General features: G+C 40.8%; 29 protein-coding genes. 12 read left to right on the top strand and 17 right to left on the bottom strand.

Going from position 1 to position 26,318, the window contains the following annotated elements:
• The first annotated feature begins 93 nt into the window (after nt 1-93).
• The 3 genes from LEUCM_RS03085 to LEUCM_RS03075 all read left to right on the top strand — a co-directional run bounded on the left by LEUCM_RS03085 (nt 94) and on the right by LEUCM_RS03075 (nt 2,823).
• Nucleotides 94-1,563, top strand: a complete 1,470-nt coding sequence (locus tag LEUCM_RS03085; RefSeq protein WP_016265778.1) for an ABC transporter permease — start codon at nt 94-96, stop codon at nt 1,561-1,563.
• Nucleotides 1,564-1,578: 15 nt separating this feature from the next.
• A complete protein-coding gene (locus tag LEUCM_RS03080; RefSeq protein WP_011375523.1) occupies nt 1,579-2,241 on the top strand; it encodes an ABC transporter ATP-binding protein in 663 nt (220 codons plus the stop codon).
• Between the two features lie 93 nt (nt 2,242-2,334).
• Nucleotides 2,335-2,823: a methylated-DNA--[protein]-cysteine S-methyltransferase gene (locus LEUCM_RS03075; RefSeq protein ID WP_051524287.1), complete on the top strand. Its 489-nt coding sequence runs from the start codon at nt 2,335-2,337 to the stop codon at nt 2,821-2,823.
• 47 nt (nt 2,824-2,870) lie between these two features.
• Here the strand turns inward: LEUCM_RS03075 and LEUCM_RS03070 are convergent, their stop codons facing one another.
• The 3 genes from LEUCM_RS03070 to LEUCM_RS03060 all read right to left on the bottom strand — a co-directional run bounded on the left by LEUCM_RS03070 (nt 2,871) and on the right by LEUCM_RS03060 (nt 6,407).
• Nucleotides 2,871-3,524, bottom strand: coding sequence for an MIP/aquaporin family protein (locus tag LEUCM_RS03070; protein ID WP_011375525.1), 654 nt, complete (start codon nt 3,522-3,524; stop codon nt 2,871-2,873).
• Between the two features lie 461 nt (nt 3,525-3,985).
• Nucleotides 3,986-5,734 (bottom strand): DNA helicase RecQ, encoded by a 1,749-nt coding sequence (gene recQ / locus LEUCM_RS03065; RefSeq protein WP_011375527.1) that lies wholly within the window; start codon nt 5,732-5,734, stop codon nt 3,986-3,988.
• 112 nt (nt 5,735-5,846) lie between these two features.
• Nucleotides 5,847-6,407, bottom strand: a complete 561-nt coding sequence (locus tag LEUCM_RS03060; RefSeq protein ID WP_016265782.1) for a TMEM175 family protein — start codon at nt 6,405-6,407, stop codon at nt 5,847-5,849.
• Between the two features lie 111 nt (nt 6,408-6,518).
• On the opposite strand from LEUCM_RS03060, the gene LEUCM_RS09975 reads away from it, so the two are divergent.
• A complete protein-coding gene (locus tag LEUCM_RS09975) occupies nt 6,519-7,292 on the top strand; it encodes a hypothetical protein (protein ID WP_025016167.1) in 774 nt (257 codons plus the stop codon).
• Between the two features lie 13 nt (nt 7,293-7,305).
• On the opposite strand, the gene LEUCM_RS03050 is transcribed toward LEUCM_RS09975, so the two are convergent.
• Complete coding sequence (locus LEUCM_RS03050; RefSeq protein ID WP_025016166.1) at nt 7,306-7,788, bottom strand: DUF3955 domain-containing protein; 483 nt, start codon at nt 7,786-7,788, stop codon at nt 7,306-7,308.
• A gap of 319 nt (nt 7,789-8,107) precedes the next feature.
• On the opposite strand from LEUCM_RS03050, the gene LEUCM_RS03045 reads away from it, so the two are divergent.
• Both LEUCM_RS03045 and LEUCM_RS03040 read left to right on the top strand, forming a co-directional pair.
• Nucleotides 8,108-8,422, top strand: coding sequence for a SemiSWEET family transporter (locus tag LEUCM_RS03045; protein ID WP_025016165.1), 315 nt, complete (start codon nt 8,108-8,110; stop codon nt 8,420-8,422).
• Between the two features lie 525 nt (nt 8,423-8,947).
• Nucleotides 8,948-9,331, top strand: coding sequence for a YxeA family protein (locus LEUCM_RS03040; protein ID WP_016265785.1), 384 nt, complete (start codon nt 8,948-8,950; stop codon nt 9,329-9,331).
• 44 nt (nt 9,332-9,375) lie between these two features.
• On the opposite strand, the gene LEUCM_RS03035 is transcribed toward LEUCM_RS03040, so the two are convergent.
• Nucleotides 9,376-9,915, bottom strand: a complete 540-nt coding sequence (locus tag LEUCM_RS03035; protein ID WP_016265786.1) for a cysteine hydrolase family protein — start codon at nt 9,913-9,915, stop codon at nt 9,376-9,378.
• Between the two features lie 113 nt (nt 9,916-10,028).
• Here LEUCM_RS03035 and LEUCM_RS03030 point away from each other — a divergent pair, with 113 nt between their 5' ends.
• Nucleotides 10,029-10,427 (top strand): Lrp/AsnC family transcriptional regulator, encoded by a 399-nt coding sequence (locus LEUCM_RS03030; RefSeq protein ID WP_016265787.1) that lies wholly within the window; start codon nt 10,029-10,031, stop codon nt 10,425-10,427.
• A 34-nt stretch (nt 10,428-10,461) separates the two neighbouring features.
• Here the strand turns inward: LEUCM_RS03030 and LEUCM_RS03025 are convergent, their stop codons facing one another.
• The 8 genes from LEUCM_RS03025 to LEUCM_RS02990 all read right to left on the bottom strand — a co-directional run bounded on the left by LEUCM_RS03025 (nt 10,462) and on the right by LEUCM_RS02990 (nt 18,713).
• Nucleotides 10,462-10,881 carry a DUF2992 family protein gene (locus LEUCM_RS03025; protein WP_016265788.1) on the bottom strand — a complete coding sequence of 140 codons (420 nt, stop codon included), beginning with the start codon at nt 10,879-10,881 and terminating at the stop codon, nt 10,462-10,464.
• Between the two features lie 172 nt (nt 10,882-11,053).
• On the bottom strand, nt 11,054-11,692 hold the full coding sequence (locus tag LEUCM_RS03020; protein ID WP_016265789.1) for a DNA alkylation repair protein: 639 nt from the start codon (nt 11,690-11,692) through the stop codon (nt 11,054-11,056).
• A 12-nt stretch (nt 11,693-11,704) separates the two neighbouring features.
• On the bottom strand, nt 11,705-12,316 hold the full coding sequence (locus tag LEUCM_RS03015) for a histidine phosphatase family protein (protein ID WP_025016162.1): 612 nt from the start codon (nt 12,314-12,316) through the stop codon (nt 11,705-11,707).
• Between the two features lie 109 nt (nt 12,317-12,425).
• The gene (araA, locus tag LEUCM_RS03010) at nt 12,426-13,850 is read right to left on the bottom strand and encodes an L-arabinose isomerase (RefSeq protein WP_016265791.1); all 1,425 of its coding nucleotides are present in this window, start codon (nt 13,848-13,850) and stop codon (nt 12,426-12,428) included.
• Nucleotides 13,851-14,116: 266 nt separating this feature from the next.
• Nucleotides 14,117-14,851: an L-ribulose-5-phosphate 4-epimerase gene (locus tag LEUCM_RS03005; RefSeq protein WP_016265793.1), complete on the bottom strand. Its 735-nt coding sequence runs from the start codon at nt 14,849-14,851 to the stop codon at nt 14,117-14,119.
• Nucleotides 14,852-14,861: 10 nt separating this feature from the next.
• Nucleotides 14,862-16,469, bottom strand: coding sequence for a xylulokinase (locus LEUCM_RS03000; protein ID WP_025016161.1), 1,608 nt, complete (start codon nt 16,467-16,469; stop codon nt 14,862-14,864).
• A 206-nt stretch (nt 16,470-16,675) separates the two neighbouring features.
• Nucleotides 16,676-17,761 (bottom strand): GntR family transcriptional regulator, encoded by a 1,086-nt coding sequence (locus tag LEUCM_RS02995; protein ID WP_016265795.1) that lies wholly within the window; start codon nt 17,759-17,761, stop codon nt 16,676-16,678.
• A gap of 61 nt (nt 17,762-17,822) precedes the next feature.
• Entirely contained in the window at nt 17,823-18,713 is an 891-nt protein-coding gene (locus LEUCM_RS02990) for an ArsR/SmtB family transcription factor (protein WP_016265796.1), read from the bottom strand.
• 232 nt (nt 18,714-18,945) lie between these two features.
• Between LEUCM_RS02990 and LEUCM_RS02985 the strand changes: the two genes are divergently transcribed.
• The 4 genes from LEUCM_RS02985 (at nt 18,946) to LEUCM_RS02970 (ending at nt 22,575) form a co-directional block, all read left to right on the top strand.
• On the top strand, nt 18,946-19,911 hold the full coding sequence (locus LEUCM_RS02985; RefSeq protein WP_025016160.1) for a glycoside hydrolase family 43 protein: 966 nt from the start codon (nt 18,946-18,948) through the stop codon (nt 19,909-19,911).
• Nucleotides 19,912-19,926: 15 nt separating this feature from the next.
• The gene (locus tag LEUCM_RS02980) at nt 19,927-21,198 is read left to right on the top strand and encodes an oligosaccharide MFS transporter (protein WP_016265798.1); all 1,272 of its coding nucleotides are present in this window, start codon (nt 19,927-19,929) and stop codon (nt 21,196-21,198) included.
• A gap of 16 nt (nt 21,199-21,214) precedes the next feature.
• Entirely contained in the window at nt 21,215-21,481 is a 267-nt protein-coding gene (locus LEUCM_RS02975; RefSeq protein ID WP_016265799.1) for a hypothetical protein, read from the top strand.
• A gap of 65 nt (nt 21,482-21,546) precedes the next feature.
• Nucleotides 21,547-22,575 (top strand): aldose epimerase family protein, encoded by a 1,029-nt coding sequence (locus tag LEUCM_RS02970; protein ID WP_016265800.1) that lies wholly within the window; start codon nt 21,547-21,549, stop codon nt 22,573-22,575.
• Between the two features lie 49 nt (nt 22,576-22,624).
• On the opposite strand, the gene LEUCM_RS02965 is transcribed toward LEUCM_RS02970, so the two are convergent.
• From LEUCM_RS02965 to LEUCM_RS02955, 3 genes are all read right to left on the bottom strand, one after another.
• On the bottom strand, nt 22,625-23,578 hold the full coding sequence (locus LEUCM_RS02965; RefSeq protein WP_056936481.1) for a DUF5692 family protein: 954 nt from the start codon (nt 23,576-23,578) through the stop codon (nt 22,625-22,627).
• A 96-nt stretch (nt 23,579-23,674) separates the two neighbouring features.
• Complete coding sequence (locus LEUCM_RS02960) at nt 23,675-24,214, bottom strand: TetR/AcrR family transcriptional regulator (protein ID WP_016265802.1); 540 nt, start codon at nt 24,212-24,214, stop codon at nt 23,675-23,677.
• A gap of 66 nt (nt 24,215-24,280) precedes the next feature.
• Nucleotides 24,281-24,748, bottom strand: a complete 468-nt coding sequence (locus tag LEUCM_RS02955) for a DUF2798 domain-containing protein (protein WP_016265803.1) — start codon at nt 24,746-24,748, stop codon at nt 24,281-24,283.
• Between the two features lie 197 nt (nt 24,749-24,945).
• On the opposite strand from LEUCM_RS02955, the gene LEUCM_RS02950 reads away from it, so the two are divergent.
• Nucleotides 24,946-25,512 carry a sugar O-acetyltransferase gene (locus LEUCM_RS02950; protein ID WP_016265804.1) on the top strand — a complete coding sequence of 189 codons (567 nt, stop codon included), beginning with the start codon at nt 24,946-24,948 and terminating at the stop codon, nt 25,510-25,512.
• 32 nt (nt 25,513-25,544) lie between these two features.
• Here LEUCM_RS02950 and LEUCM_RS02945 read toward each other — a convergent pair whose 3' ends face one another.
• Nucleotides 25,545-26,309: a MerR family transcriptional regulator gene (locus tag LEUCM_RS02945; RefSeq protein ID WP_016265805.1), complete on the bottom strand. Its 765-nt coding sequence runs from the start codon at nt 26,307-26,309 to the stop codon at nt 25,545-25,547.
• Nucleotides 26,310-26,318: the final 9 nt, after the last annotated feature.

Below are 26,318 nucleotides of genomic sequence, written 5' to 3'. Positions count from 1 at the left end.
AAAAGAGCTCATTTTATGCGTACTATCATCACAATTTATTCAATATATCCGCCTAAACTGATTATTATTCAGTTTTTATAAGGAGGAACCATTATGAACTTTTTCAAACGTGCTTGGCAAAATATTTCATTCAAAAAAGGCCGTAGCTTATTATTAGTCATTGTTATGACTGTTATTCTAGTCTTCATTATGGCCGGGTTACTCATTAGAAACGCCGCAGTAACAACGGTTAACAACACCAAACAACAAGTCGGTGCCAGTGTCACCTTATCGGCCAACCGTGATCAGGCCTTCAAGAAAATGCGCTCGTCGACACCACCAACGAGCACTTCTAAAACGAAGAAACCATCGCTCAGCATGCCTTCGGTTAGCTTAGCCAACGTCAAAAAGATTGCGGCATTATCCGGTGTCGCAAACTATAACGTTAGCGTTGCAACTTCTGCTAACGCTTCTTCCATTGATGCGATTAGCACCTCTTCAGCTAGCAACAATGGTCCGATGGGCATGTCACAATCAACCTCATCAGGCGATTTACAAATCACTGGTGTCCTCAATATGAAGACCCTCAGCGATTTCAAAGATAACACTAACAAGATTACAAAAGGCCGTGCTTTAACCAGTGCCGATGTTAATACTAACAATGTTGTGATTGAAAGTGAACTTGCTAAACAAAACGATCTCAGTGTTGGCGATACAATTAAGATTAAAGCCACAACGACTGGTAAAAAAGCTTATACCCTCAAAGTCGTCGGAATCTACAAAGCGAGTCAAAGTAGCAGCTCAAGTATGGGTCCTCAACAAAGCGATCCTTCTAATACACTTTATACCGCTTATACATTGGCTAACCAAATTAAAGGCCAAACCAATAAAGTCGACAGTGCCGTCTTTACTTTAAGCAATCCAACTCAAAAAACGGCCTTCTTGAAAGCCGCTAAGAAAATTATCAATACTAAGAAATTTAGTCTCACAGCAGACGATAGTACTTACCAAGCCTTGAAACAATCTATGCAAAAAATGGAAAGTTTCGCTAATAAGATTGTCTGGTTAGTTGCCATCGCCGGTACTGTCATTTTAGCGCTAATCATCATCTTGATGGTGCGCGAACGCCGTTATGAAATGGGTGTTTTACTCTCATTAGGTGAAAAACGGACTAAAATTATTGGGCAATTACTCGTTGAAATGTTCATGTTACTAATTGTCAGCTTAGCACTCGCGGGTATCGGTGGCCAATTTGCCGGTCAAGCGCTCAGCAAGCAAGTCATGAGCTCCGTTACAACAAGTACCACAACCGACAGTGCAACAACTCAACCTGGCGGTAATGGTGGCCCTGGCGGCGGTCAAGCACCAAGTGGCCAACCTGGTGGCAATCGTCCTGGTGGTCAAATGACGCAAGGAACGCAAAATAAAGCCAAATCAATTAAAGCGAGCGATCTGAACCTTAAAATTAATCCGTTAACCTTACTTCAATTAGGCGCCTTTGGCTTTACAATCATTGCTTTTGCAGTCTTACTCGCTTCAGCCAATATTTTAAGACTCGAACCACGAAAAATTCTCATTGGATAATTAGGAGGTCACATTATGTTAACAGCCAAAGATGTCAGTTATTGGTACGATTCAGAAGAAAATACACTCTATAAAGACGTTAATCTCAACTTTGAAGCCGGGCAACTCTACGGCATTATCGGTAGTAGTGGTGCCGGTAAAACAACCCTCTTAACAATGCTTGCCGGTCTCGACAAACCACGCAAGGGTGAAATCCTCTATGAAGGCACTTCACTTCAAAAAATCGGTTTGACGCAATACCGCAACCGCTATGTTTCAATTGTCTTCCAAGCCTACAATTTACTCCCCTACATGTCGGCACTCGATAACGTCCTAACCGCAATGGCCATTACTCATTCAGAACGCGAAAACCCTAGTGAGTTTGCGCTAGAGATGCTGACTAAGGTTGGTATCAACCCTGATATGGCTCGTAAAAACGTTCAGAAACTATCCGGTGGGCAGCAACAACGAGTCGCAATCGTTCGTGCAATGTGTTGTGATGCACCAGTCGTTGTTGCCGATGAACCAACCGGGAATTTGGACGACACTAACACCCGGGAAATAATTAAACTGTTCCAAGAACTCGCCCACGAACAACAAAAGTGTGTCATCCTCGTGACCCATGAAAAAGAAGTCGCCGCGAGTTGCGACGTACAATATCTATTGCAGCACAAAACTTTTGAAGAAGTCACACTCTAGAATAGTCTAAAATAAACTGTCGATAGTAAGCTTATCGACAGTTTATTTTATTGAAAATTGTTATACTGAGGCTACTAAATGGAGGTGTCTTCGATGACCACAATCTATTACGATTATTTAATGCAGGACGATCAAAAAATAATCGTTGCCGCAACCGACCACGGCATCTGCTTTGTCGGTTCACCTAACCAACCACTCAGCGAATTAACAACTTTTATGCCCAATCACGACTTATTACAAGACCCCGCCAAACTGGCGCCAGTGATTGACCAAATAACGGCCTATCTAACACACGCCAGAACCACTTGGGATTTGCCATTCGACTTCTTAGTGGGCACGCCTTTTCAACAACAAGTCTGGACGACCTTGCAGACGATCCCCTATGGTCAAACCGTGACTTACAATCAACTCGCCACACAAATCGGTCGGCCAACTGCGATTCGAGCAGTGGCCTCCGCTGTTGGGCGTAATCCGCTCCTCATGATTGTCCCGTGTCATCGTGTCATCCGCAAAGATGGCTCACTAGGCGGTTATCGCGGTGGTTTGCCTTTCAAAAAACAGTTATTAGCGCTCGAACAATAAAAAAGGTGTGCCCCCGTTTGGGAACACACCTTTTTAAATTACTTTTTTTAACGTTCTTCGCTACCTAATAAACGACCTGTAAAGGCTGCTAGGATAGCACCCACGATTGGGGCTGCTAAGTAAACCCAATAATGGGCTAGTGCTGAACCGCCAGCAAAAATAGCTGGTCCAAAACTTCTAGCAGGGTTCAATGACCCACCCGTTAAGTTGAGGGCAACGATAATCAATAAACTCAATGTAATCCCGATTGCCAATGGTGCCATTTGGCTATTGCCAAACCGATCACTGGTTGTCATTAAGATCACCAAGATGAAACTGAATGTTACAATCACTTCAACTAAAAAGGCCACTCCCGCACCAATTTTAGGGAAATCTGTTTGACCAAAACCAGTCCGGCTTAAATCAAGCGCATTAATGAGGACTGATAGTAACCCTGAAGCCACAATTGCGCCTAAAAATTGCGCTACGATATAAAAAACGCCATCTTTTGCTTCTAAGCGTTTATTAATCATCATTGCAATTGACACGGCTGGGTTAAAATGACCACCCGAAACACCACCAAAAGCATAAGCCATCACAGTGACCGTTAACCCGAATGCTAAGCCAATTGTTAATGTATCAGCTTTAGCAATCACGACTGCGCCAGTGCCTAAGAACACTAACATAAAAGTACCAATAAATTCTGCTGCATAACGTCGCATAAATAATTCCTTCTCTCTAATTGTTGTGAACCCTATTAATTATACAGTTAAATAGTTAAAATGCCAACAATAATGACCCATTAATTCATATCATTAAGCAAATAATTTGATATTATACTATCAAAAGACTATACTTATTAGTAATCTAGTCGTAAAATATAGGCTTATTTTACCCCTTTTTAAACTAAGTAAAAGAGATGATATATTACGCAAGTAACTGATGTCTATGGTATTACGCATGATAACTGTAAACTAATCGAAACAGAAAATTCATTTACGCGCATTTTCTTGGCCCAAGGCCCTGATGGTACACGTTATACATGTCTCTTACCAGACGCTAAACCAAACCCAAAATCCAATCAACATTTCGTCTACGGTAACCCCGCAGATGCCCCATACTAAGCACTATCAAAAAAGGGCCGCCAACTAACCGTTGGCGGCCCTTTTTATTTCCCGGGGAATTACTCAGCAACTAAAATATCCAAGAATAATTCACCATATTTTTCTAATTTATTCTCCCCGACACCTTTAACATCTAACATTTCAGTCAGTGAGGTTGGCATAATTTCACACATTGAATACAACGTCTTATCTGAGAAGATTACAAACGGCGGTACACCCTGTTCTTCAGCTAAATCACGGCGTAATTCGCGTAAGCGTTCGAATAACTCATTGTCTTCAGGCAATGTTTTTTGAACCTTAGCAGCCATTTTACGTGACACCTTTTCTTGACCCTTAAGTACTTTGACGCCCGCCAACGTGATCTGTAAAACGGGATATTGACCACCAGAAGCCCGTAAATAGCCTGACGCAACTAAGTAATCAATCAAACCACTGACTTCTTTTTGTGAATCGCCCCGCATCAAACCGTATGTTGGCAATTCATCAAAGCGGAACTGCATAATCTTCTGATTCTTAGAGCCCGTCAAGACTTGCGCGACCATTACTTTGCCGAAACGTTCATCCATTCGCTTGATACACGATAAAACCTTTTGGACATCAATTGTAATGTCTTGTGATTCGCGTGTATCAAGACAATTGCTACAACGGCCACATTTTTCACAGTCATCATCAAAATAATTGACGATATATTGTTGCAAGCACTGTTGCGTGTTGGCGTATTGTGTCATTTCTTGTAACTTAGCGTATTCCCGTTGCTTATTTTCATCGTCCATCTCTGATTGATCGATGAAAAAATGTTGGATTTGGACATCATTGACTTTAAACAGTAAGATGGCCTCACTCGGTAAGCCATCACGTCCGGCCCGACCTGCTTCTTGATAATAAGCTTCTAAGCTGCCGGGAATTTGGGCATGCACGACAAATCGCACATTACTCTTATCAATCCCCATCCCAAAAGCATTCGTGGCGACCATAATCGGTTTACGGTCGTAGAGAAAATCCTCTTGATTTTGCCGGCGCACCATTTCATTTAAGCCACCATGATACATTGTGACTGCCAGTTTCGCTTTTTCAATCAGCTTCGTGAGCCGTTCAACTTCTTTACGTGTACTAGCATAGATGATGCCGGATTTTTGCTTATTAACCTTTAAATAATCGATTAAGTAGCGATCACTGTTTTGGTTTTTAACCACTTGAAAAGCCAGGTTTTCCCGTGAAAAACCAGTCTTCACTTCATGTTGAATCCCTAAGCGCAACATAATATCATCAGCTACTTGTGACGTAGCGGTCGCCGTTAGTGCGACAATCGTTGGTTGTTGCCGCATGCTTTTAATTGTATCCGTTAAGCGTAAATAACTAGGTCGGAAATCGTGCCCCCATTGCGAGATACAATGCGCTTCATCAACGGCAATCAAATCAATCGTTAATTCGGCTAAATCCGCTAAAAAGTAATCAGAGTCCAACCGTTCCGGCGACACATAAAGCAACTTTACTTCACCACGTGCGGCCTGATTGAAGCGCTCCTGCACCTCACCTTGCGTCAAGGTACTGTTGATAAACGTTGCCGGAATCCCATTTTCGTTGAGCGCATCGACTTGATCTTTCATCAGCGAAATCAATGGTGAAACGACTAGCGTTAACCCCGGTAACATCAGCGCTGGAATCTGGTAACATAACGACTTCCCGCCACCAGTCGGCATAATCGCCAATACATTGGTCCCTGCTAGCAAGGATTCAATCACATCTGCTTGGCCTTCTCTAAAATGATCATAGCCAAATTTTTCTTTTAGTACTGCTTGTGCCTGCATGCCATTTCTCCCACCCGTTAAAATTCCTATCTACTATCATAACAAAAAAACAACACCGTTGCGGTCAAAATAAAAACAGTCCCTAATACCAAGGACTGTTCTCTATTATTAATTACACTGTAATTCTACCTCTTAATCCCACTACTGCCCAAATCATAATATTTAATGAGAGACCGATAAACGGAAATGGTGGGTAAAAAAAGCTGACGATCAACGTGATAAAGTTCAAACTAAATGAAACAAGTTCGCCAATTAACAACATATGCATATCGTGAATTGGGTTCGTTTTGATGACCAATCGTCTTAGATAAGCGGTCGTGATATTGAATAGTAAGACATTCACGTTATATAACGTTGAGGCAGCTACTGAATGAATATCCGTCCCCAACCAAGCCGTTGTTGCTGGCAATAATGATGTCCAGAATAGTAATAAGATATTCACCCAGATAATCTGGCCATTAATTTGCTTCACTTGCGCAAACAAATAATGATGATTAACCCACATTGTCGCAATAAAAATAAAAGTCAATACGTAGGCAAAAAATTTCATCCGGACATCTAAAATCGCCATCCATGAATGATCATCCTCTGGAAGATGTAGTTCCAATACTAAAATTGTTAAAATAATGGCAATTACCGCATCAGTAAATGCTTCAAATCGTTCCTTTTTCATCAATTAATCACTCCTTATTTTTTTATTCAAGACTAGTTTACGGTATTCATTAGCTGACAACCAGTCTTTTTTAGTGTTTAATTAAAATTAATGACTCACGATGGAGGTTTTATGATGATTAAACTGCAAGTTAACTTAAAGAACACGCAAACTGAGATTCTTTTTGACCAACAAATGCTAACCATCTATTCGGAACAACCGGCCACATTACCACCGTTTGACGGCCTACTACTGCATACAAACCAGCAACAAATCACGCAAATTGACTATCTCGCTGGGGAAATCACGACCATTCCAAACGGACCCTTTTTAACACTCACTGATGCGGACTGGCCCGAAGGTTTACCCTATTTAGGCTGTTTGTTAGCTGAACAATCATCAGCAATCAAAACAACCAATTTACCCGCCAAAATCCCCAGTAATTACCGCCAAACTTTACGACCACTGTTTGAAACCTTAAACTTAATTCTAGAAAGATTTGGCTTCAATTGGCAACCAGCAACGGCCCCAAAAGCAAAACCGGCCGCTAAAGCACGGCACCGTTGGACAAAAGCCATCAGCACCGTGCCATTTACCATTGCAACGCGACAAGCAACCGGAACAGCCATTTGGCAAAAACGAAACGAAATGTGCCTCAAAGTCGGCGCGACATTAATGCCGGAACCGCCCCTCAACAAGGATGGCTCACTTGGCTTTGCCGCTAAAATGGGTACCCAATTGCGCCATGAACACAGCAATCAAGTTCAAGATAATGTCACAACAGAGGATATTATCTTGAAAAGTGTCAATGAAATTGGGCTATTTCTCTACTTTGGCGGCACCAATAGTTGGCTAGAACTCATTGATCAAGATGGCCGCTCAATTGATGACTGGTCAAAAATTTAAGCTAAAAGGTGGTTTATATTGTTCTATTTTTTAATACTTGTATTAAATATTTAATTCCAACAGTTAAGAATACTATAATACCAGCAAATAAGAATAGAAATCCAATAGGCAGTAAGTAGAAATTTTCATGTAATATACCAGATGAATCAATGTATTCTACTGAATTTGCTTTTATAAACAAACATAAAAATCCGATTATTAGTAGTATTGAACCAACAGTCGTGGTTGTTAAATTCATTTTAGCTTTTCTTGTTTCACTACCGTCATTGATTAATTTTTCTGTCATTTTATTCATAGTAGGTCCTCCTAGTATTAGGTAATCAAGTGAAATATGAAATTTTTCAGAAATTAATACTATAATTTCTAGATCTGGGAGATTTCTATTATTTTCCCAATTGGATACTGCTTGTCTTGAAACATTTAATTCATTTGCGAATTTTTCTTGTGTTAGGTATTTTTCTTTACGTAATTTTTTAATTTTATCTCCAAATTCCATTGTATTAAATTCCTTTCACTTGTGTATTCTTAATATAATGCGTGCGTGCTTATAATTAAAGACAGTGTAGCTTTCCATGCATAAATGAAAGCTATACTGTCTTTAATTATTTGGTAAATAATAAATTATATTTATAAATTAACATAAAAGTGGCATTCTACGAAGTCTTTACAACCACATGTGTCTCAGCATGGAGTTGCGTGGTATAGGGTTTAAATGCCCATTCACTAAGTTTCTCAACATCCGAAACTTAGTGAAATTGTATTTTGTGGTATTATTAGGGTGGTCAATTATTTTATATACGGGAAGGAAGATCAATATGCGAATTGATACTAGCAAATATCCCACTGGCGACAATGCCGTTCACCCTAAAAAGGTTAGACGTTTAAAAATACTTAGCAAGGTTGCTACTATTACCTGCATTGCTATGTATGTATCTTATATTCCACAAATTATAGCCAACTTTTCTGGATCACCAGTTTCGCCTTTACAACCTTTGGTAGCAACGATTAATGGTTGCTTGTGGACTGGATATGGATGGTCAAAAACTTATAAGGATTGGCCCGTCATTATAGCGAATATCCCAGGTGTTATTTTTGGCTTAGTTACTGTAATTACTGTATATATTCACTAAATATCAGGTGTCGATTACCCAACAAATAAGGGATTTCAGTATATAGAAGTCGTATTATTAACGTCTGATTATAACAGAGCTATTTATCTTATTTTGTGAATCATGCGTGGTATCGGTCTGAAATGCCCGTCTAATACGTTTCTCAAAACTCAAAACTTAGTGAAGTTTGCTGTTTTTGTTAACCGAAAGGCTATTAGCTTTATAGTATAACGCTGATAGCAGTGACTTTTTCATTATACCCCGACAACAAAATAGACTTTTTGTTGTCGGGGTATAATTGCGTAGAAATCAAAAGCCGTTTGGGTAATTCCCTTTCAATTGATCGTTAAAATCAATTGACAACCACCATGAAGGACCACATCCTTGATAAAGCCGTTCTGAAAGCAAAATACCGTCAATTTAAACACTAAGGTGACAGTCTTTTCAGCATGACCTAACACTTTTGTTACCCGGCGTTAAAAACATCGCTTTTTAACGTTGGTCAGTATATGATACCTTTATCAATTAAATAATGAGGTGTTTTCATTGAAAAAGAAAATGATTAGTCTGGTCGCGATTGTTGCGCTCATCATCGTCGGCTTTGCCGGTTATAACTACTATAAAAATACTTACCAGGGTGACGTTGGCTACGCCCAAGTGCCCGCTAAAACGCCTGCCAAGCAAGCGACAAAGGATGATCAAGGTAAGGTTGTGCCAAATGAATACAGTTACCATTACCAACTAAATGTTGTTAAAGAAGATGGTACGCGAACAACTGTCCCTGTTGAAATTTCTAGCGAAAAACCAACACCATTGACACCTAACAGCTACGTCAAATTGGAATTCAATGACAAACGGGTCTTAACAGGTCCCAATAATATTGCTAAGGATAAAATTCCAGCTAAAGTACAAACTGAATTAGAAAAATAACTAAAAAGAGGCTCAAGCAAAATTATTTTTGCTTGAGCCTCTTTTTAGTTAATGAATTCAATGCTATTCTGAACACTGGCAAAATTAGTTAACGCTGCGATAAATGCCGTTTGAACGTGAGACGCTGATACTGACTCACCATTCATCGTTAATGCTTTGGTAGCCGTTGCATCCTGAATAAGAATCGGTTGATAGCCCCGTTCAAAACTCGCACGGGTAGTTGAGTCGATACACATCTGCGTCATCATGCCACAGATCACAAGTTGGTCGATTGCTAATTCTTGTAGCACGGTTGCCAATCGTGTTTCTTGAAAACTGTTCGGAAAATGCTTTTTAATTATGATAGACTCATCTGTAACGTGTAAATCAGGATGTAGCTGGGCCCCAACTGTTCCTTCTTCAAAAAAATCGGCATCTTTTTGACGTTTAATATGTTGAATATAAATAATCGGTAAGTGTTTAGCTTGAAAGTCAGCTTCCAAGCGATTCACCGCGGCCAAAGCTGCTTCAGGGTGTGATAAGATCATTTTACCACCCGGGAAATAATCATTCTGAACATCAATTACCAACAATGCTTGTTTCATCTCAGTCACCATCCTCTGTTAATAGGCTTATTGTACCGGTGATTAAGCCACTCATACAGTGCCGCGCGAAAGCATATTTACGCATTTAACTTCATCTTGAAAGGAACCCTCTCATGGACCAACTCGATCTCACCATTTTAAGCCTACTCAAACAAGATAGCCGCCTTTCTAACAAAGAAATTGGCGCCCAAGTCCATCTCACTGGGCAGGCAGTTGGTCAACGGATTAATCACCTAATCGATCAACAGACCATTACCCGTTTCACGATTGAAATCGCACAACAGCAACGGCAATTCATCCGACTCTTTATGAATAATAATCATTTTTCAGACGTCGAAGCAGCGGTAAATCAGTATTCTGAAGTAGACTCTTTTTACCAAGTTAGCGGTCAAGCTTGTTATGTGGTCATCGCACACTTTGAACAAACGCGCCTGACAACTTTCATCGATCATCTTTCAAATTGGGCCCGTTATAGCGTTGAAGTAGTTTTAAATGACAAAAAGAGCAACTAACAAATTGGTGCTGTTAGCTGCTCTTGACACTTCATTAGTGTCCTCGGTGTTTTATACGTTTCTTAACTTGACGCTGTCGAAATTTTTGCTTTTTAGACTGCTGCTTTTTCTCTCGTAAATTCCGACGCTTTTCTTGTTTAATTGCTTGATACTGTTGCTTTAAAAGTTGCTGTGACTTTGTACCAATTCCAGCCGTCATCGCTTGTTTAGCCATTCGCTGTTGTCGTTTCGGATTTATCTGATAATGTTGGCACGCCCCTTCGCTTTCAACTGTATAAAATTCTAATTCTGAAAAATGCCTTAGAATATATTGATAAACAGCTGTTGCCTTAGGCGTACTACTACCAAAATTAACCTTGGCCACTTGATATGAAGTATCAGTTTGACACGTAAAAACGCCTTGATAATAAGGTGCCTCAAAAACAATTGTTAAACTACCGCTAATAAATACCACTGGTAGTCCCTCCTTTAAGTAATTATAAAAGATGGACAACCAAGGAGGCAGGTTACTGATAATAGTTAACTATTATGTCCGGACTACCAACCGAACTATGTTTTTACTTTTACAGCGCTATTATAACACATTACAATCTAGTAAATGTTTCGTGTGAAACATTTAGCCTTTTTTAGAGTTGTTTTAACGCTTCGCGCTGCGCTAATGCCGATAACGTATGTGTGTCGACAAAATCAATCACCCATTCCGGATTAGTCTTAGCGTAATCACGCAAGGCCCACCCAATCGCTTTTTGGATAAAAAATTCCGGCGTTGTTTGATCGTCTTCGATAGCAGCTTGCAAATAGTCAATACACGTTGCATTCTTGAACCCTAATTGCAGAATCAACCCGACGCGGCGTAACCAAAAATTCTCTTTTTGAGCAAATAGTTGCCCGACCCATTCAAATTCAGCTGGATGACGCTTGATGTACTCGCTAAAAACACGTTTCCAAGGGTCTACACTGTCCCACCATACTTTTTCAGTTACTAATTCGGCAAACTGCAATAGATCGGCACGTTGCCATTTGCGCACGGCCCGCGCCGCAATATCGATTGCGACATATTGATATTCGCGCGCTTCACGCGCATAAAGCGCCTTAATAATCACCATCAGTTCTGCCGCTGGTAACTGTTTCACGGCTGGCCAAAAGTCGCGTTCATAAGCATGTCTTTCGGTCGCTTTGACACCGTTAAAAGTGAACTGATCTTGCATATATCGCGCCATCGCTGCTTGGTTTTCTGGATGAATGGGTAACTCGAATATCAACATCATTTGCCTCCTCTACACCGTTTTATTCCAAAGGACCTTTTCATACGGTTGGCCTTGGCCTTCTAAGATCGATAGGCTTGCGTTTGCCACCATTTTTTGATCGCGAATGGCACTAAACGGCACGCCTAAAAGGGTTCCCATGACAAACAATAAAACAATCCCGTGCGCCACAATTAAGACGTTGCCCTCTGGATAAGCTTGTTGGGCTTGGTCAATAACCGTCATGGCCCGTTTTAAAACGGCTTGGTAGGATTCCGCGTGAATCTGATTGGCCTCAAATAAATCTGGATGGTGGAAGTAATTATCAAATTGCGGATGCTTTTCTTGCGCCGCTACCGGCTGTGCTTCCCAATCACCTAACGCCATTTCCCGTAGTTGGGAGGCAATCGTTAACGCCGGTTGCACAACGCGCGATTGCGCCAGTAAGTGTTCCGCGGTCGTTTGGGCGCGTTGGAGCGGTGACGTTAAGATGGCATCAAAAATTTGGTCGCCTAGATAATCACCCAAGCGGTCTGCGGCCGCTAGCCCCGCTGGTGTCAACGCAGAATCGACCCCACCGCCATTGAAACACTGTGCTTTATTAATGGTCGTTTCGCCGTGACGTACAAAATAAAAAGTTGTCATGTTATCCCCACTTTCGTTTCTCCATTATACTATAAGAAAGCTGACACCCATTTCAATAGCAAAAGAGGCTACGACAAATTTTGCCGTAGCCTCTTTTAATTTGACCGCCTTATTTAATATTGACGTAAGTTAAATCAAACAAGTGACTTAAATCTTGTAATTGTTCTGAATCAACAGCAAATGATAAGACTGTATGGTGACCACCACCAACGGTTAACCAACCAACGGCACCTTCGCGTAAGCCTTGTTTTGGTGTCCAGAGTTGTTTAGCAACTGGCAAGTGTGGTGTATCGGCTTCTGGTTTGTTGCCGCGAACATCATATGACATCAATTTGAATTCGTCGCCATAATCAGCCATTGTGACGTCCACAGCATCGCCTTGCATCCCTGTGAAGACTAAACGTGCAGGATCGTCTTTATCGCCGATATCTAATGGGTGAACTTCAACCCGTGGTTTATCTGACGCGATTGAAGGATCAACTTCAAGCATATGTGACCCCAAGATAGCTTCGTGGCCTTGACGTAAATCAAGTGTGTAATCTTCCATGAAGACCGTCTTTTCATTATGAGCCATAATCTTCAACAAGCGATCTAAAGCAGCTGTCTTCCAGTCCCCTTCACCGGCGAAACCATAACCTTCAGCCATCAATAATTGGGCTGCTAAACCAGGTAATTGTTCCAACCCAACTAAATCTTCGAAGTTGGTTGTGAAGGCTGTGTAGCCACGATCGTCCATAAATTTCTTCAAACCGAAGTATTCACGAATTTGGTATTTAACATTGTGTTCGAATTTTTCAGGTGTATTTTGACCTTCAACAAAGTCGTATTCTTTTTGTAAATCAGCATACTTAGCATCAATATCAGCCTCTGAGACAGCATTGACTTCTGCGACTAAATCACCGACACCCCAATAATCAACCGTCCAACCAAATTTGATTTGAGCTTCGACTTTATCACCGTCTGTGACGGCCACGTTCCGCATTTTATCAGCAAATGTCACGACTTTAATCTTGAATGATTCGTTGTAAGCTACCGCAACGTCCATCCATTTAGCCATTGCTTTTTGAACGTCTTCATCACCCCAGTAACCTGAGATAATCTTGTTATTTTTACGTAAACGCGCATTGATGAAGGCATATTCGCGATCACCATGAGCTGATTGGTTTAAGTTCATGTAATCGAAATCGATTGTGTCGTATGGAATCTTGTTTAAGAATTGGGTTGCTAAATGAAGTAATGGTTTTTGTAATAATTTTGTCCCGCGGATCCAGTTTTTAGCAGGTGAGAAAGTATGCATCCAAGTGATCACACCAGCAACGTGATCGTTGTAGTTAGCTTCTTTCATCACTTTCGTAATATTATCAGCAGTTGTTGCGACTAATTTGAAAACGATTGGGTAAGGTAATTGGCGACTCGCATTTAATTTTTCAACGATTTCCTTAGCGTCTTTTTCAACTGATCGGAGGGTTTCTTCGCCGTATAATGATTGACTCCCTGTGACAAACCAAAATTCATAATTTTCTGTGTTTAACATGATAAAGACTCCTTTTTTAACGTGCTTTTTGAAACTGACTCTTGCGCTTAACGACATTTGTCAATGCTCAGAATCAACTCGTTTCAAACGCACTCCTTTTTTAATGTATTTTTCAAACTAATCGCTTTTGACGTACTTCTTTTTTAACGTGCTTTCATCAACAGCTTCCTGCGCTTTGCCACACTTATCAAATCGGCGCTTGTAGCGCCAATTCGCTAAGTTAGTCAAGTGCTCAGAAGCTACCCGTTGATGATGCACTTCCTTTTTTAACGCACTTCTTTTTTAGCATGACCTTGTGATTGGGCGTTATTTTGACCGTAGTAGGCATTTTTGCCATGCTTGCGGTAATAATGTTTGTCCAACAAGAATTGTGGCACGGCACTGTTATTGCGTGTCAATTGAAGGGCGTGATAATCCATTTCAGCCACCACTTCTAAGACTTTAGCGTTATAAACGGCTTTGTCTGGTGTGGCACCCCAAGTGAAAGGTCCGTGTTGACGCACAAGCACTGCTGGGACGGCTTCAGGATCAATACCTTGTTCCTTGAAGGTTTTCACGATGACCTTGCCCGTATTTTCTTCGTAATCATTTTCGATTTCGGCTTGTGTTAAAGCTTCAGAAACTGGGACATCCCCGTAAAAAGTATCCGCGTGTGTCGTGCCAAGTGCGGGCACCGAAATACCGGCTTCAGCAAATGAAACGGCCCAAGGTGAATGCGTATGCACAATGCCACCGATTTCTGGGAATTCATTGTATAAAACGGTATGCGTTGGCGTATCACTAGAAGGATTCATATTGCCTTCAACGACTTCGCCTTTTAAGTTAACGACAATCATGTCGCTTGGTTTTAAGTCTTCGTAATCAACACCAGAAGGTTTGATGACAAACAAGCCTTTTTCGCGATCAATTCCGGAAACATTACCCCAAGTAAAAGTGACTAGGTCTAATTTAGGTAGGCGCATATTGGCGTCATACACTTCTTGTTTTAGTTTTTCTAACATGCTTTAATCCTCACTTCTCATCTTTAATCGCAGCAATTGCCGCACTTTCAATTGGTAACCCTGCTTGGTAGGCCTCAATAAAGGTTTGATAACCAGCCACACCCGCGGCTTCTGGACTGAGCGTCATGCTTTCTGGATTCGTAAAGACGTTGTGATCCAAGAAATCATCGAGCGTTTGACCATTATTATCAGCGGCAAACATTGCCAAGACAGCCATGCCCCAAGGACCACCCTCGCCGGCATTACTCATAACCGTAATCGGTGTGTTTAAAGCATTCGCTAAGACTTGTTGTCCAACGACGGGGGTTTTGAACAATCCACCCTGGGCAATCATGACATCCGTCTTGATTTGTTCTTCCTTCACCAAGATATCCATCCCAATTTTAAGCGGTGCAAAGGCTGCATATAATTGCGTTTGAATAAAGTTGGGTAAGTTGAAGTGGCTATGCGGTTGTCTGACAAATAATGGGCGCCCAGCCGGCATTTTAGTGACATTTTCACCGGATAAGTAGCTGTAATTAATCAAACCACCTGCGTCTTGATCGGCATGGGTTGCTTCTAAGAACAACGTTTCGTATAACCGATCAGGCGCTAATGACACTCCCAAGCGTGCTGCAAATTCATTGAATAAATTGGCCCAAGCATTGATATCTGACGAACAATTATTTGTGTGGACCATCGCAACTGGTGAGCCATCAGGGGTCATCACCATATCAATATCGCGATGCACTTGTTTGAGCGGTTGATCTAACACCACCATTGAAAAAGCTGACGTCCCGACTGAGATGTTCCCGGTCCGTTTGCGGACGCTGTTAGTGCCGACCATCCCGGTTCCGGCATCTCCTTCAGGCGGTGCCATCAAGCTGCCCGCTGTCAAATTACCGCTTGGATCTAACAATTGCGCGCCGGCTGACGTTAATTGGCCAGCAGCGTGTCCCGCTGTCAAGACCGCTGGTAAAATATCGGCTAACTGCCAAGGTTGTTGTTGAACGCGTTTGATTTGATCGAATTGTGCGACTAACTGAGCATCATAACTTCCCGTTTTGGGATCAATTGGGAAGACACCGGATGCATCGCCAATCCCGAGGACTTTTTCACCTGATAATTGCCAGTGGACATAACCCGCTAAGGTGGTCATGAAAGCCACTTGGCTGACGTGTGCTTCGTCATTTAAGATGGCTTGATATAAATGAGCAATGCTCCACCGTTGTGGAATATTAAAATTAAATTGTTCGGTTAATTTATCAGCCGCTTGTTCGGTAATGTTGTTGCGCCACGTTCTAAAAGGCACCAACAATTGATCGTCCTTAGAAAAGGCGAGATAACCATGCATCATCGCGCTGACACCGATACTTTTAATCGTGGTAATCGGTTCGTGATACTTGCTTTGGACTTCCGCAGCCATTTGCATATAGCTCGCTTGAATCCCGGTCCAAACCGCATCAATTGGATACGTCCAGACGCCATCTTCTAATTGGTTTTCCCAAACAAAACTCCCTGACGCAATGGTTTGAAAATCTTGCGCTACTAAAACGGCTTTAATCCGTGTGGAGCCTAATTCGATCCCTAATGAGACCTGACCGGATTTGATGGCTTGTGCTATTTCTACTAAGTTCATATAATTCACTCCCTCGAATGCTGAATAAATAGCTATCACGTTCATATTTAATAAAAAAGGTTTAAATAAAACGGTTTCAGCGTTGGCTAAAGTATAGAATATTTATACGGACAAATCAAGCGGTGAATATAATTTATTTTTTTACAAAATTAAAAAGGTATCTAACAAGTTAACAACACTGCTTGTTAGATACCTTTTTATACGGACTATTTATTTTTTAAATTGTTTGCTGAATCTCTAATAACTAGCTTAGGTTCATAAATAAGTGGTTCGCCCTTTGTTCCTGTCTCAATCATTTCTAAGATCATTTTCCCGGCAGCTCTTCCCATCTTCTCTTTAGGATGCTCTACAGTACTTAACTTAGGTGAAATATATTGTGACAGTTGATAGTTATCAAACCCCATGACTGAGACGTCAGCTGGTACTTCTAACCCAATTGAACGAATCAAATCAATCACTTGAATTGCCAGTTGATCATTATAACAAATGATTGCTGATGGTCTATCATCTCTTAATAGAATCTTCTCTAATTTAGTGAAAACAGCATGCATATTATCGGTCGATTGATACATAACAATTTCACTCAATAACGCCAATTCATTACGTTCTTGATAGGCCTTTACAAAGCCGTTCATTCGATGAACACCCTGACTATCATCAATTTTAAATAATCCTAAAATCTTATGATGTCCTAGCTTAATTAGTTGCTCAGTCACCACTTTCCCACTCTCAAAATCGTCCATTTCGATGTATGGAAAATCTAATTCTGGATAATGCGCATTAATAAATAACGTCGGTAATTCCTGATCTTTAATTTTTTGGTATAAATCCTTATTGGGGTTATCCAATGCACTCTGCGTTGGTTCAATGATAAGCCCTGCCAAGTTACTTTCCATCATTTTTTGAATACTTTTACGCTCTTTTTCTGGATTATTTTGCGTATTACTAATCAATATTGAATAGCCCTCGCTTGAAATATACCGATCAATCCCAGTAATGATATTAGGAAAAATATAGTCAGCAATATGTGTTGTGATAACGCCAATCACCTTACTTTTTAATGGCGCCTTAATCGCATTTTGCCAGTCATCAACAAAAATACCACCGCCTTGAATTCGATAGATATAATGTTCATTCTCTAAATCCCCAACAGCTCTTCGAATCGTGTATCGGCTGACACCATAAGTACTCATTAATTCTGATTCAGTCGGTAATTTATCATTTATCGCATAAATACCGGCTAATATTTTTTCTTTCAGATCCCGCTCAACAATTTCGTATTTATTTTCCATTTTTTAAATAACCTCGCCTATATATTCGTAATGAATAATACCATTACTGTATCAATAATGGCTAACTATAGTAAAGCTTTAAATTAATATCTTGGTCATGATTGCCGAACCCTTTACCAAAAATTGTACAGCCACCCTTATGCTGTGCATCATTTTTAACAGCCACTCGAACCTTCCAAGTTTCCGTATGCTGGTTAAACGCTGATAAAGAGATATCCGTAAAGGGTTGTCCATCTAAATAAGTCCCGTGATCTGTAATCCGCAGTGTTTTTAATAAGCCATACTGATTTACATTATCTGGTACCCAGTCAGGTGTATATTTCCCTCGAGTATCAGAGAAATCCCCTGGACTAGTCCATGTGCCAATTTCGACATCATTTAAATAAAATGTTATATCTGACGGCCAAACATTATTAGAAAATGGAAATTCAGATCCTAGCTCGAGCGATAAATCCAACATTTCTAATCGCTCATTATCTTCCAAAAAATTCGGTGATTGATACTCAACAAAACCTTCTGAGAACCAAATCATACCAGCCGTCACACGTGCTGGATCCATGAAATACTTAGGATCATCTACCTTACCAATAAAATCCTTATCGTTTGCTAATCCACAAGATGGCTGCACCGTGTACTTCGTGTAATGACCAACAGGAATGAAGGTTTCATGTACATCAAATGCTGGAAAAATCGATTTAGGAAAAGTGATATTTATCCGATCAACTTTCAACCGTGATATTTTTTGGTTTCCTTTCTTCTCGAAGGCAATAATCTGTGCTTCTTCTAATTTTTTTAGGTGCATATTAATAATTGTACTGCTTAAATTTAGTTTATGAGCAAGCGCTCTAACGTTCAATCGCTCCACTGAGAGTAATTGAATAATCTGTAACCGAACTGGACTATCAAGCGCTGCATACACCTTTAGTGATGTTTCTGAAATATCAATCTCCATCGGAAACTACCTACCTTACTTTCTATTATTTCTATACTACCATAACGTTTTAGTTTACGAACATAAATATCATTAAAATGAATCCGCTTAATCATAAACATTTATATTTACTATCGTTTATTTATTTTAAATTAGTAAACATTTTTGTTGTTGACATTCGTCCGTATAAATATTAGACTAGCCTCATACAAGTTATAGTTAGCGTTTTCAAAAAATATTGGAGGTTACTATTATGACAGAAACTTATATCAATCCACTAATTATTCAACGAGCAGATCCATTTATTTATAAACATACCGATGGCTATTATTACCTTACAGCATCTGTTCCCGCATATAATCGCATTGAAATCCGTCGCGCTAAAACACTAAACGGGTTAGCACACGCAACTCCTAGAACTATCTGGCGTAAGCATGAAGCTGGTGAAATGAGCCAATTAATATGGGCACCTGAAATTCACTTTACAAATAACAAGTGGTACATCTATTTTGCAGCAACCGATACGACCGATATTGTAAACGGTTTATTCACACATAGAATGTATTGTATTGAATGCGCTGCAGATAATCCTATGAACTCCGAAGATGATTGGGTTGAAAAAGGACAAATCGTCACTGATAAAGATACATTTTGCTTAGATGCCACAACATTTGAACATAACAACAAGCTTTATTATGTCTGGGCACAAAAGGACAACGATATCCGCGGTAATTCTAATTTATATATTGCTGAAATGGCAAACCCCTGGACCCTAAAAACAAAACCAGTCATGCTTTCAAAACCAGAGTTCGATTGGGAAACACGGGGGTTCTGGGTTAATGAAGGACCTGCCATTTTGAAACGTAATGGCAAAATTTTCTTAACTTATTCAGCAAGTGCTACTGATGAAAATTATTGTATGGGTATGCTAACTGTTGATGATTCTGCCGACCTACTCGATCCTACTAACTGGCATAAAGAAGCTGAACCCGTGTTTGCTAGTGATTTAACAACTGACCAATTTGGCCCTGGCCATAACTCATTCACTATTTCAGAAGACGGCTTAACCGATATTCTTGTTTATCATTGCCGCGACTACACTGATATCAAAGGTGACCCACTTTATGATCCAAATCGCCATACTAAAGTTCAGCCATTTTCATGGGATAAATCAGGCATGCCACGTTTCGATAAACCCGTTCCTTACAATTACAAATAAAGGGAGATTATTAGTATGAATGCAATTCATAAAGAAAATAAACACTTTTGGAGTTTCGCAAGTACTCATTTCACCTACTTCTTTATCTGGGCTATTGTTTACGGCTATTTAACACTTTGGTTAGAACAAGTCGCTCATTTAAATGGGACTGAATCAGGCTTTATCTTTTCATTTATGGCCGGTATTTCGTTGTTCTTCCAGCCAGTATTCGGAATTTTATCTGATAAACTAGTCTTCAAAAAGAACTTATTAGTGACCATTACATTAGCCGCTATTTTGGTCGGACCTTTCTTCCAATGGTTATTCTTGCCAATCGTCCATACCAGTTCATTCTTAGCTGCTATTATTGCTGGTTTATATCTCAGTTTTATCTTAAATGGTGGCGTTGGCGTTGTTGAACAATACGTTGAACGTGCTAGTTTAGTCAATAAATTTGAATACGGCCACTCACGAATGGGTGGTTCACTAGCTGGTATGACAGCATCCCTTATTGCCGGTCGCTTATTCATCTGGCAACCTAACTCAATTTTCTGGGCATGTTCTGTTTCCGCCGTTATCCTAACTTGTCTTGTTCTATTCAGTGATAAAGTCAACGTTAGTGATTTACAATCCAATCCAGATACTGATTCAGACAATGAATCAGCTCCGTTAGATAAAAAAACAATTCTTTCTATCTTTAAACTTAAAAATTTCTGGGTACTTTCATTATTCTACATGGGTGCCGCTGCAATCTATGATGTTTTTGATCAACAGTTCATTGTTTACTTCACAACGTTCTTTAAATCTGCTAGTCAAGGGACCATTACCTATAGTTACATGGCTTCAGCCCAAACTGCTATTGAATTACTATTGATGATTCCAATGCCATTTATTATCAACAAAATCGGTGCTAAAAAAGGCCTAATTGCATTTGGTTTTATTACATTCATCCGTATTTTCGGGAGTGCAATTGCACCAAACTGGGAATTATTAGTCTTCTTTAGATTATTAGCTGGTTTAGAAATGCCATTACTCTTGGTTTCAATCATGAAATATATCACCGGCGCATTTGATATTCGTTTGTATGCAACGGTTTACTTAATGGCTTCCAATTTTGCTAAACAAATTTCAGTTTTCATCTTCTCAACAGTTGCCGGTAAATTATACGATGTCGTTGGTTTTCAAAAAACATACTTCATCCTTTCAGCTATCGTTTTTGTCATTACTTTAGTCGCAGCGTTCATGCTCGAAAAAGAACACCCACTTGTTGAACAAACTACTGGTCAACCTGCCGTTCAAACAGAATAATAAAGGAGTGTTAATTATGACTCAAAACCATATCTACATTGATCCAGATGAATTTGCTAAACTAGTCGTTTCGTCTGAATCACTTAATACTGGCGATCTTGAGGATACTGCCAAACAGAATTTAACGCTATATCTCATTTCAAAGTTACTAGCTGAACGTTTTAACGCTGTCGAAGGTAAGGCATTCGATGCTACAGCTACTAAAGATCAAGATTTCGAAATGACTATTGGTCGTTTACAAACAATGGCGTTTTTACAAGTTGCTAACCGCAATAAAAAATAAACTTATGGGAAAGGAGGATGGTCATAAACCATCCTTCTTTTCGGTATTTTCAGGAGGCTTTTATAATGAATATTGAAGAAACAATTTTCGATACCTATCAAGGACATAGTATTCACAAAATCACGCTAACTAATGACAACAACGTTGCAATTAGTCTACTCTCTTTAGGTGCAACTTGGCATGAATTCTTAGTCCCAATCCAAGACAAACAAAAAAATATTTTATTGAATTTCTCTACAGCTCATGATTATTTATCTAATCCTTTTTATATTGGTATGGCAATCGGTCGAACGGCTGGTCGAATTAAAAATGGTACTTTCCCACTCAACGGACAATCAGTAACCGTTCCAACTAATGAGGGCCAAAACACATTACATGGCGGTCCTAGTGGTTTCAACACACTTATCTGGGATTATAATAGTTGTCAAAGCGATGAAGCCGTCAGCATTACTTTCTCACGATCGATTAGCCATAATGAAGATGGCTTCCCTGGTGATTTAGCAGCTACTGTTACCTACACTTTAGATAACCATAACCGTGTCACATTACAATTTACTGGTGAAAGTAATGAAGATACGCTCTTCAACCCAACTAGTCATGCCTACTTTAACTTAAGTGATTCAAAGACCATTCTCGGTCATCAGTTAATGATTGCTAGTTCAGAATATTTAGAGATGGATTCCGAAAAAATCCCTACTGGCAAACTACTACCAGTCAAAGGCACACCATTTGATTTCACCACGAATCAACAATTAGGAGATGCTATCCAAGCACTTCAAGGAACGACTGAAAAAGGTTTCGATGATATATACAAAATAACGCCTAATCAACAGCCAATCGTTAAATTATCAGATCCTACCAGTCACCGCTCATTGACTATTTCATCATCACGCAACGCCTTAGTTGTCTTTACTAGCAATTCATTCACTAAAAACCTCGCATTTAATTCCGGAGCTGGTGAACCTTACATGGGAATTGCGCTAGAATCGCAAACATTACCCGATACACCTAATCACCCAGGTTTTGGGGATGTTGTCTTACCTAAGAATCAAAAAATATCACAGACAATTACTTATCAATATATGAATAAATAAAAAATATCGTAGCTCACATTAGAATCTGTGCGCTACGATATTTTATTGCTTATTTCTTCAAATTCAATCCTGCCGGTTGTTGGTCGGCTGGTGTGTTGTCTGCCAATACTTGATCATGCGCTACTGTTCCGACGTAAATGTCGTCCGTTAAAACGTTGCGACGGTGTTTGATAATCCGGTAAACATGTAACACTAGCACTGCCACGTTAATGGCAAGGGCTAATGCGCTGACCGTCATCAAAGCAGCGCTACTATGCGTACTTTGGACAGAGAATTGTGAGTCCGTCACAAAAGCGGGATAACTCATCGTAAACATCATCCAAAAAGCCAATGTTTGTGCGCGTGCTTGTAACCAACTGCCTTTTTTCACAAAGAAAGCGGCTAATGTACATGAAATCAATAAAGCCGCGCCTGCGTAGAATGAATGGTCGCCAACACAGTTATAAACGTAGGCGAAGTTCCAAACATCATAGGCGATAATCCAAGGCCAAATTTGATCGGGCCAGATCATGTCTTTTTGTTTGTCGTGGCTGATGATAATCCCAAACCACCCTGAAATCGTGATGATATTAATCATCCCAGCAATCCCGTTCATGATGTTCCAAGCGCCACCATTCATGACAACGCCGTCCACTAAACCGTGTAAGCCAGCCACTTGGAAGTCACGGATAACGGCTTCCATAATGTTGAAGGCCAAGATAGCCGGTGGGAAAATCAATGCCCGCTTATTGTGTTGCAATTTAGGGCTAAAGCGCAACGCCATAAAGCCTAAACACCCGGCCAACGCTGAGTAAACTTTAACCCAGTGGAACCATGTCCCAGTACTACTATCAGGTCCGGCCGTCGTTGGCCAAACAAAAATCGTTAAAATAATAGGTAGTCCAACAAATAATAATAATGCTACCCATTTGTTAGCCCGTGCGGCTTCGTTTAACAGCATTAAAGCTGCAACGACCCCAATCCAGACGAGCCAATCAATCCCCGCAATATTTTGAAATAACATATAAACCCCTCCTAGAAATAATAGCTGTTCCTATACTTCTACTGTAATCGGTTCCGTTGTATTTCGATATGGTTATTCCGGGGTGTTTGTCCAAATTTAGCGATTATTATCCAGCACTTGTTGCAAAGTCCCATTTAGCATCCGGTGCATCCGCTGATAAAATTCAACTTTCGATTCTTGCAGGTTGGTCACCAACCATTGAATGATCTGCGTCGCGAGCGCCCAACCATAAAAGTTGGCCATTTCATCGCGCAAAGTCGGTGAGCAATCCGGTTGCAGGTCATCAACGACACCGGTGACCATGTTAAACGCAACGCGGTATAAAAAGCGGCCCAATAAATCGCGATTCAGGGAGTGAAATGTGTTTAAACAAAAATGACGATTGGTTTCAATATAACGCAATAGCAGATCCAACCCTTTGGCCCAATCCTGTTCTTTTTGATAGGCCGCCAGTTGGGAGACGATCTCGCGGTTATAAATCCACGCGACCAATTCATTAATATCGGCAAAATGGTAATAAAAGGTGTTGCGCGCGACGTTCGCCTGGTGCGTCAACTGATTAACGGTGATGTGATCGACCGGCGTCGTTGCCATTAGTAATTTCAGATTTTGGGCCAAGTTTTGTTTGGTATCCATCTCAAATAACCTCCACTTGATAGTTACCTTTAGCATCCCATATCAACCAAGCGATTGCAATCCAGATTAGCGGTGAATCAGTTGCATGACCGACCGAGCGATTGGTTGGGCGATAAACGCTTCAACGATGAAAGCTAAGGCGAAATTACGCGGCCATTTCGCGCCAAAATGGGTAATCGGCGCCATTGAAATCTGACCACTGCCAATCCAAGTGCCGATCACCGTCAGAAAAACGGACATTAAAAAGACGTTGCACAACGCTGTAATTAACATCTGTGCTTGAAAGCTATCAGTTTTTGCCATGAGATGACTGGCCAAGTATTCGGCTGGCTTTTGGGTCAATACCACTAATACAACGACGGCCACCCAGATAAACGGAATCACTCGTAGCGTGGCTTGCCACATTTGCCACGAAAAACCAATCTCAAAGCCCGTGATCAACGGAGCAATTAAATTGACGGATAAAATTGAAATCACCGCGATAAACAGCAGTGTTTCCTTAAAGTTTTGTGGTAATCTTTTAACAAATAACATGAATATTCTCCTTAAATGGGCATAAAAAAACAGCACAAAGTAGGGTATTCCTACTTTGTGCTGATCAATTATACGCACGTTTTTTTGATTAAGATTAATTGTAGCAAACTTTCAAAAACCGCGCTAATGTTATTTGCACTTTTTCATCGATTGTTTTATCGTAAAGTTATCATGCTTTACGTAAAGGAGAATTGCAAATGACAGTCACAAACGATGCTGCTTTTACAGCAATGACCAACGGCGAATGGTACTTCGATTCAGAAGCGACGGTTCAACAACGTAACGAAACACGCTTGGCGCTACAAAAGGCCGGCCAAATCTTAGATAACGCAACTCGGATGGCCACCATCCAAAAATTACTCGGCCACACTGGTAGCGACTTTTTCATCGAAACCGGTTTTGAATTTAGCTTCGGCCAAAATATTTCGGTTGGCGACCATTTTTACGCCAACCGCAACGTTTTAATCTGTGATGAAGGCCGCGTTACAATCGGCGATAGCTGTAAATTCGGCCCGGGTGTATCGCTTTTAACCCCTTATCACCCACTTGATCCAACAGAACGCGCCACTAAAAAAGAAATCTCTGGCGCCATTACGATTGGCGACCACGTCTGGCTAGGCGCTAACGTCACTGTCTTACCAGGTGTAAGCCTCGGCAATAACGTCGTTGTCGGCGCCGGCAGTGTCGTCACAAAATCATATCCAGATAACGTGATTTTGGTCGGCAATCCAGCACGCGTCTTGCGAGAAATTCCTGCTAAATAATAAAAAAGGACTGACAAATGTCAGTCCTTTTTTTAGGCTTCAATTGCATAGTATTCAATAATCGCTTTTAAGGCTGCTGCTGCTTTCGAATTGCCCACTAATTTCGTATAGTAAGCCGCAAATCGTTCGTCCGCCACATACATCGCCGCTAAACCACGGTGCATAGCTAAACTATAGCGTGGTGTCGCCGTTTGCAGCCACGTTTGGTGGGCTTTAAATGCCGCTTGTGCCGCTTCTGACGGTAATTGCGGTTGCGCCAAGTAAGTTTGCAAGGCCGTCGTTAAGTTGGCCTCAGTGGCTTGCATCGTCGCATACTGTGCTTTGGTTAAACCCGCAAAATGTTGATCCGCCTCTTGCTTGGCTTGTTCACCATAATTTGCCGCCACTTCTTGCCCATAGCGTTGGTCATTTTCGGCGATTGCTTGTTGTTTGAACTGTTCGAATTTAGTTTGGTCTGTCATTTGAGAACCTCCAGTTTGATTTTGAAGGGTGGCATCTAACTGCGCCAAAGTTGCTGTCAAGACTGCTTGTTGCTTAGCAAGTTCATTCCGTTTAGCCGCTAAGTGCGTCAATCGTTCTGCTGGCGGTAACGCCAATAACTGCTGAATCTCAGCCAAGCTAAACTGTAATTGCCGGTACATCAAGATTAACTGCAGCCGATCCGCATCCTGACTCGAATAGCTTCGATAACCATTACTAGCAACCGCCGGCACCAGTAACCCACGCTCGTGATAATACCGCAGCGTGCGCTCAGAAACACCGGTCAATTCAGCGAAAGCTTTAATCTGATAATTCATTGCCATCCC

Origin of the sequence: Latilactobacillus sakei subsp. sakei DSM 20017 = JCM 1157 (assembly GCF_002370355.1) — a bacterium.
In the GTDB taxonomy this organism is placed as follows: Bacteria; Bacillota; Bacilli; order Lactobacillales; family Lactobacillaceae; genus Latilactobacillus; species Latilactobacillus sakei.
Note: the sequence above shows the minus strand (reverse complement) of the source record. Positions and strands in the feature narration are given on the sequence as shown.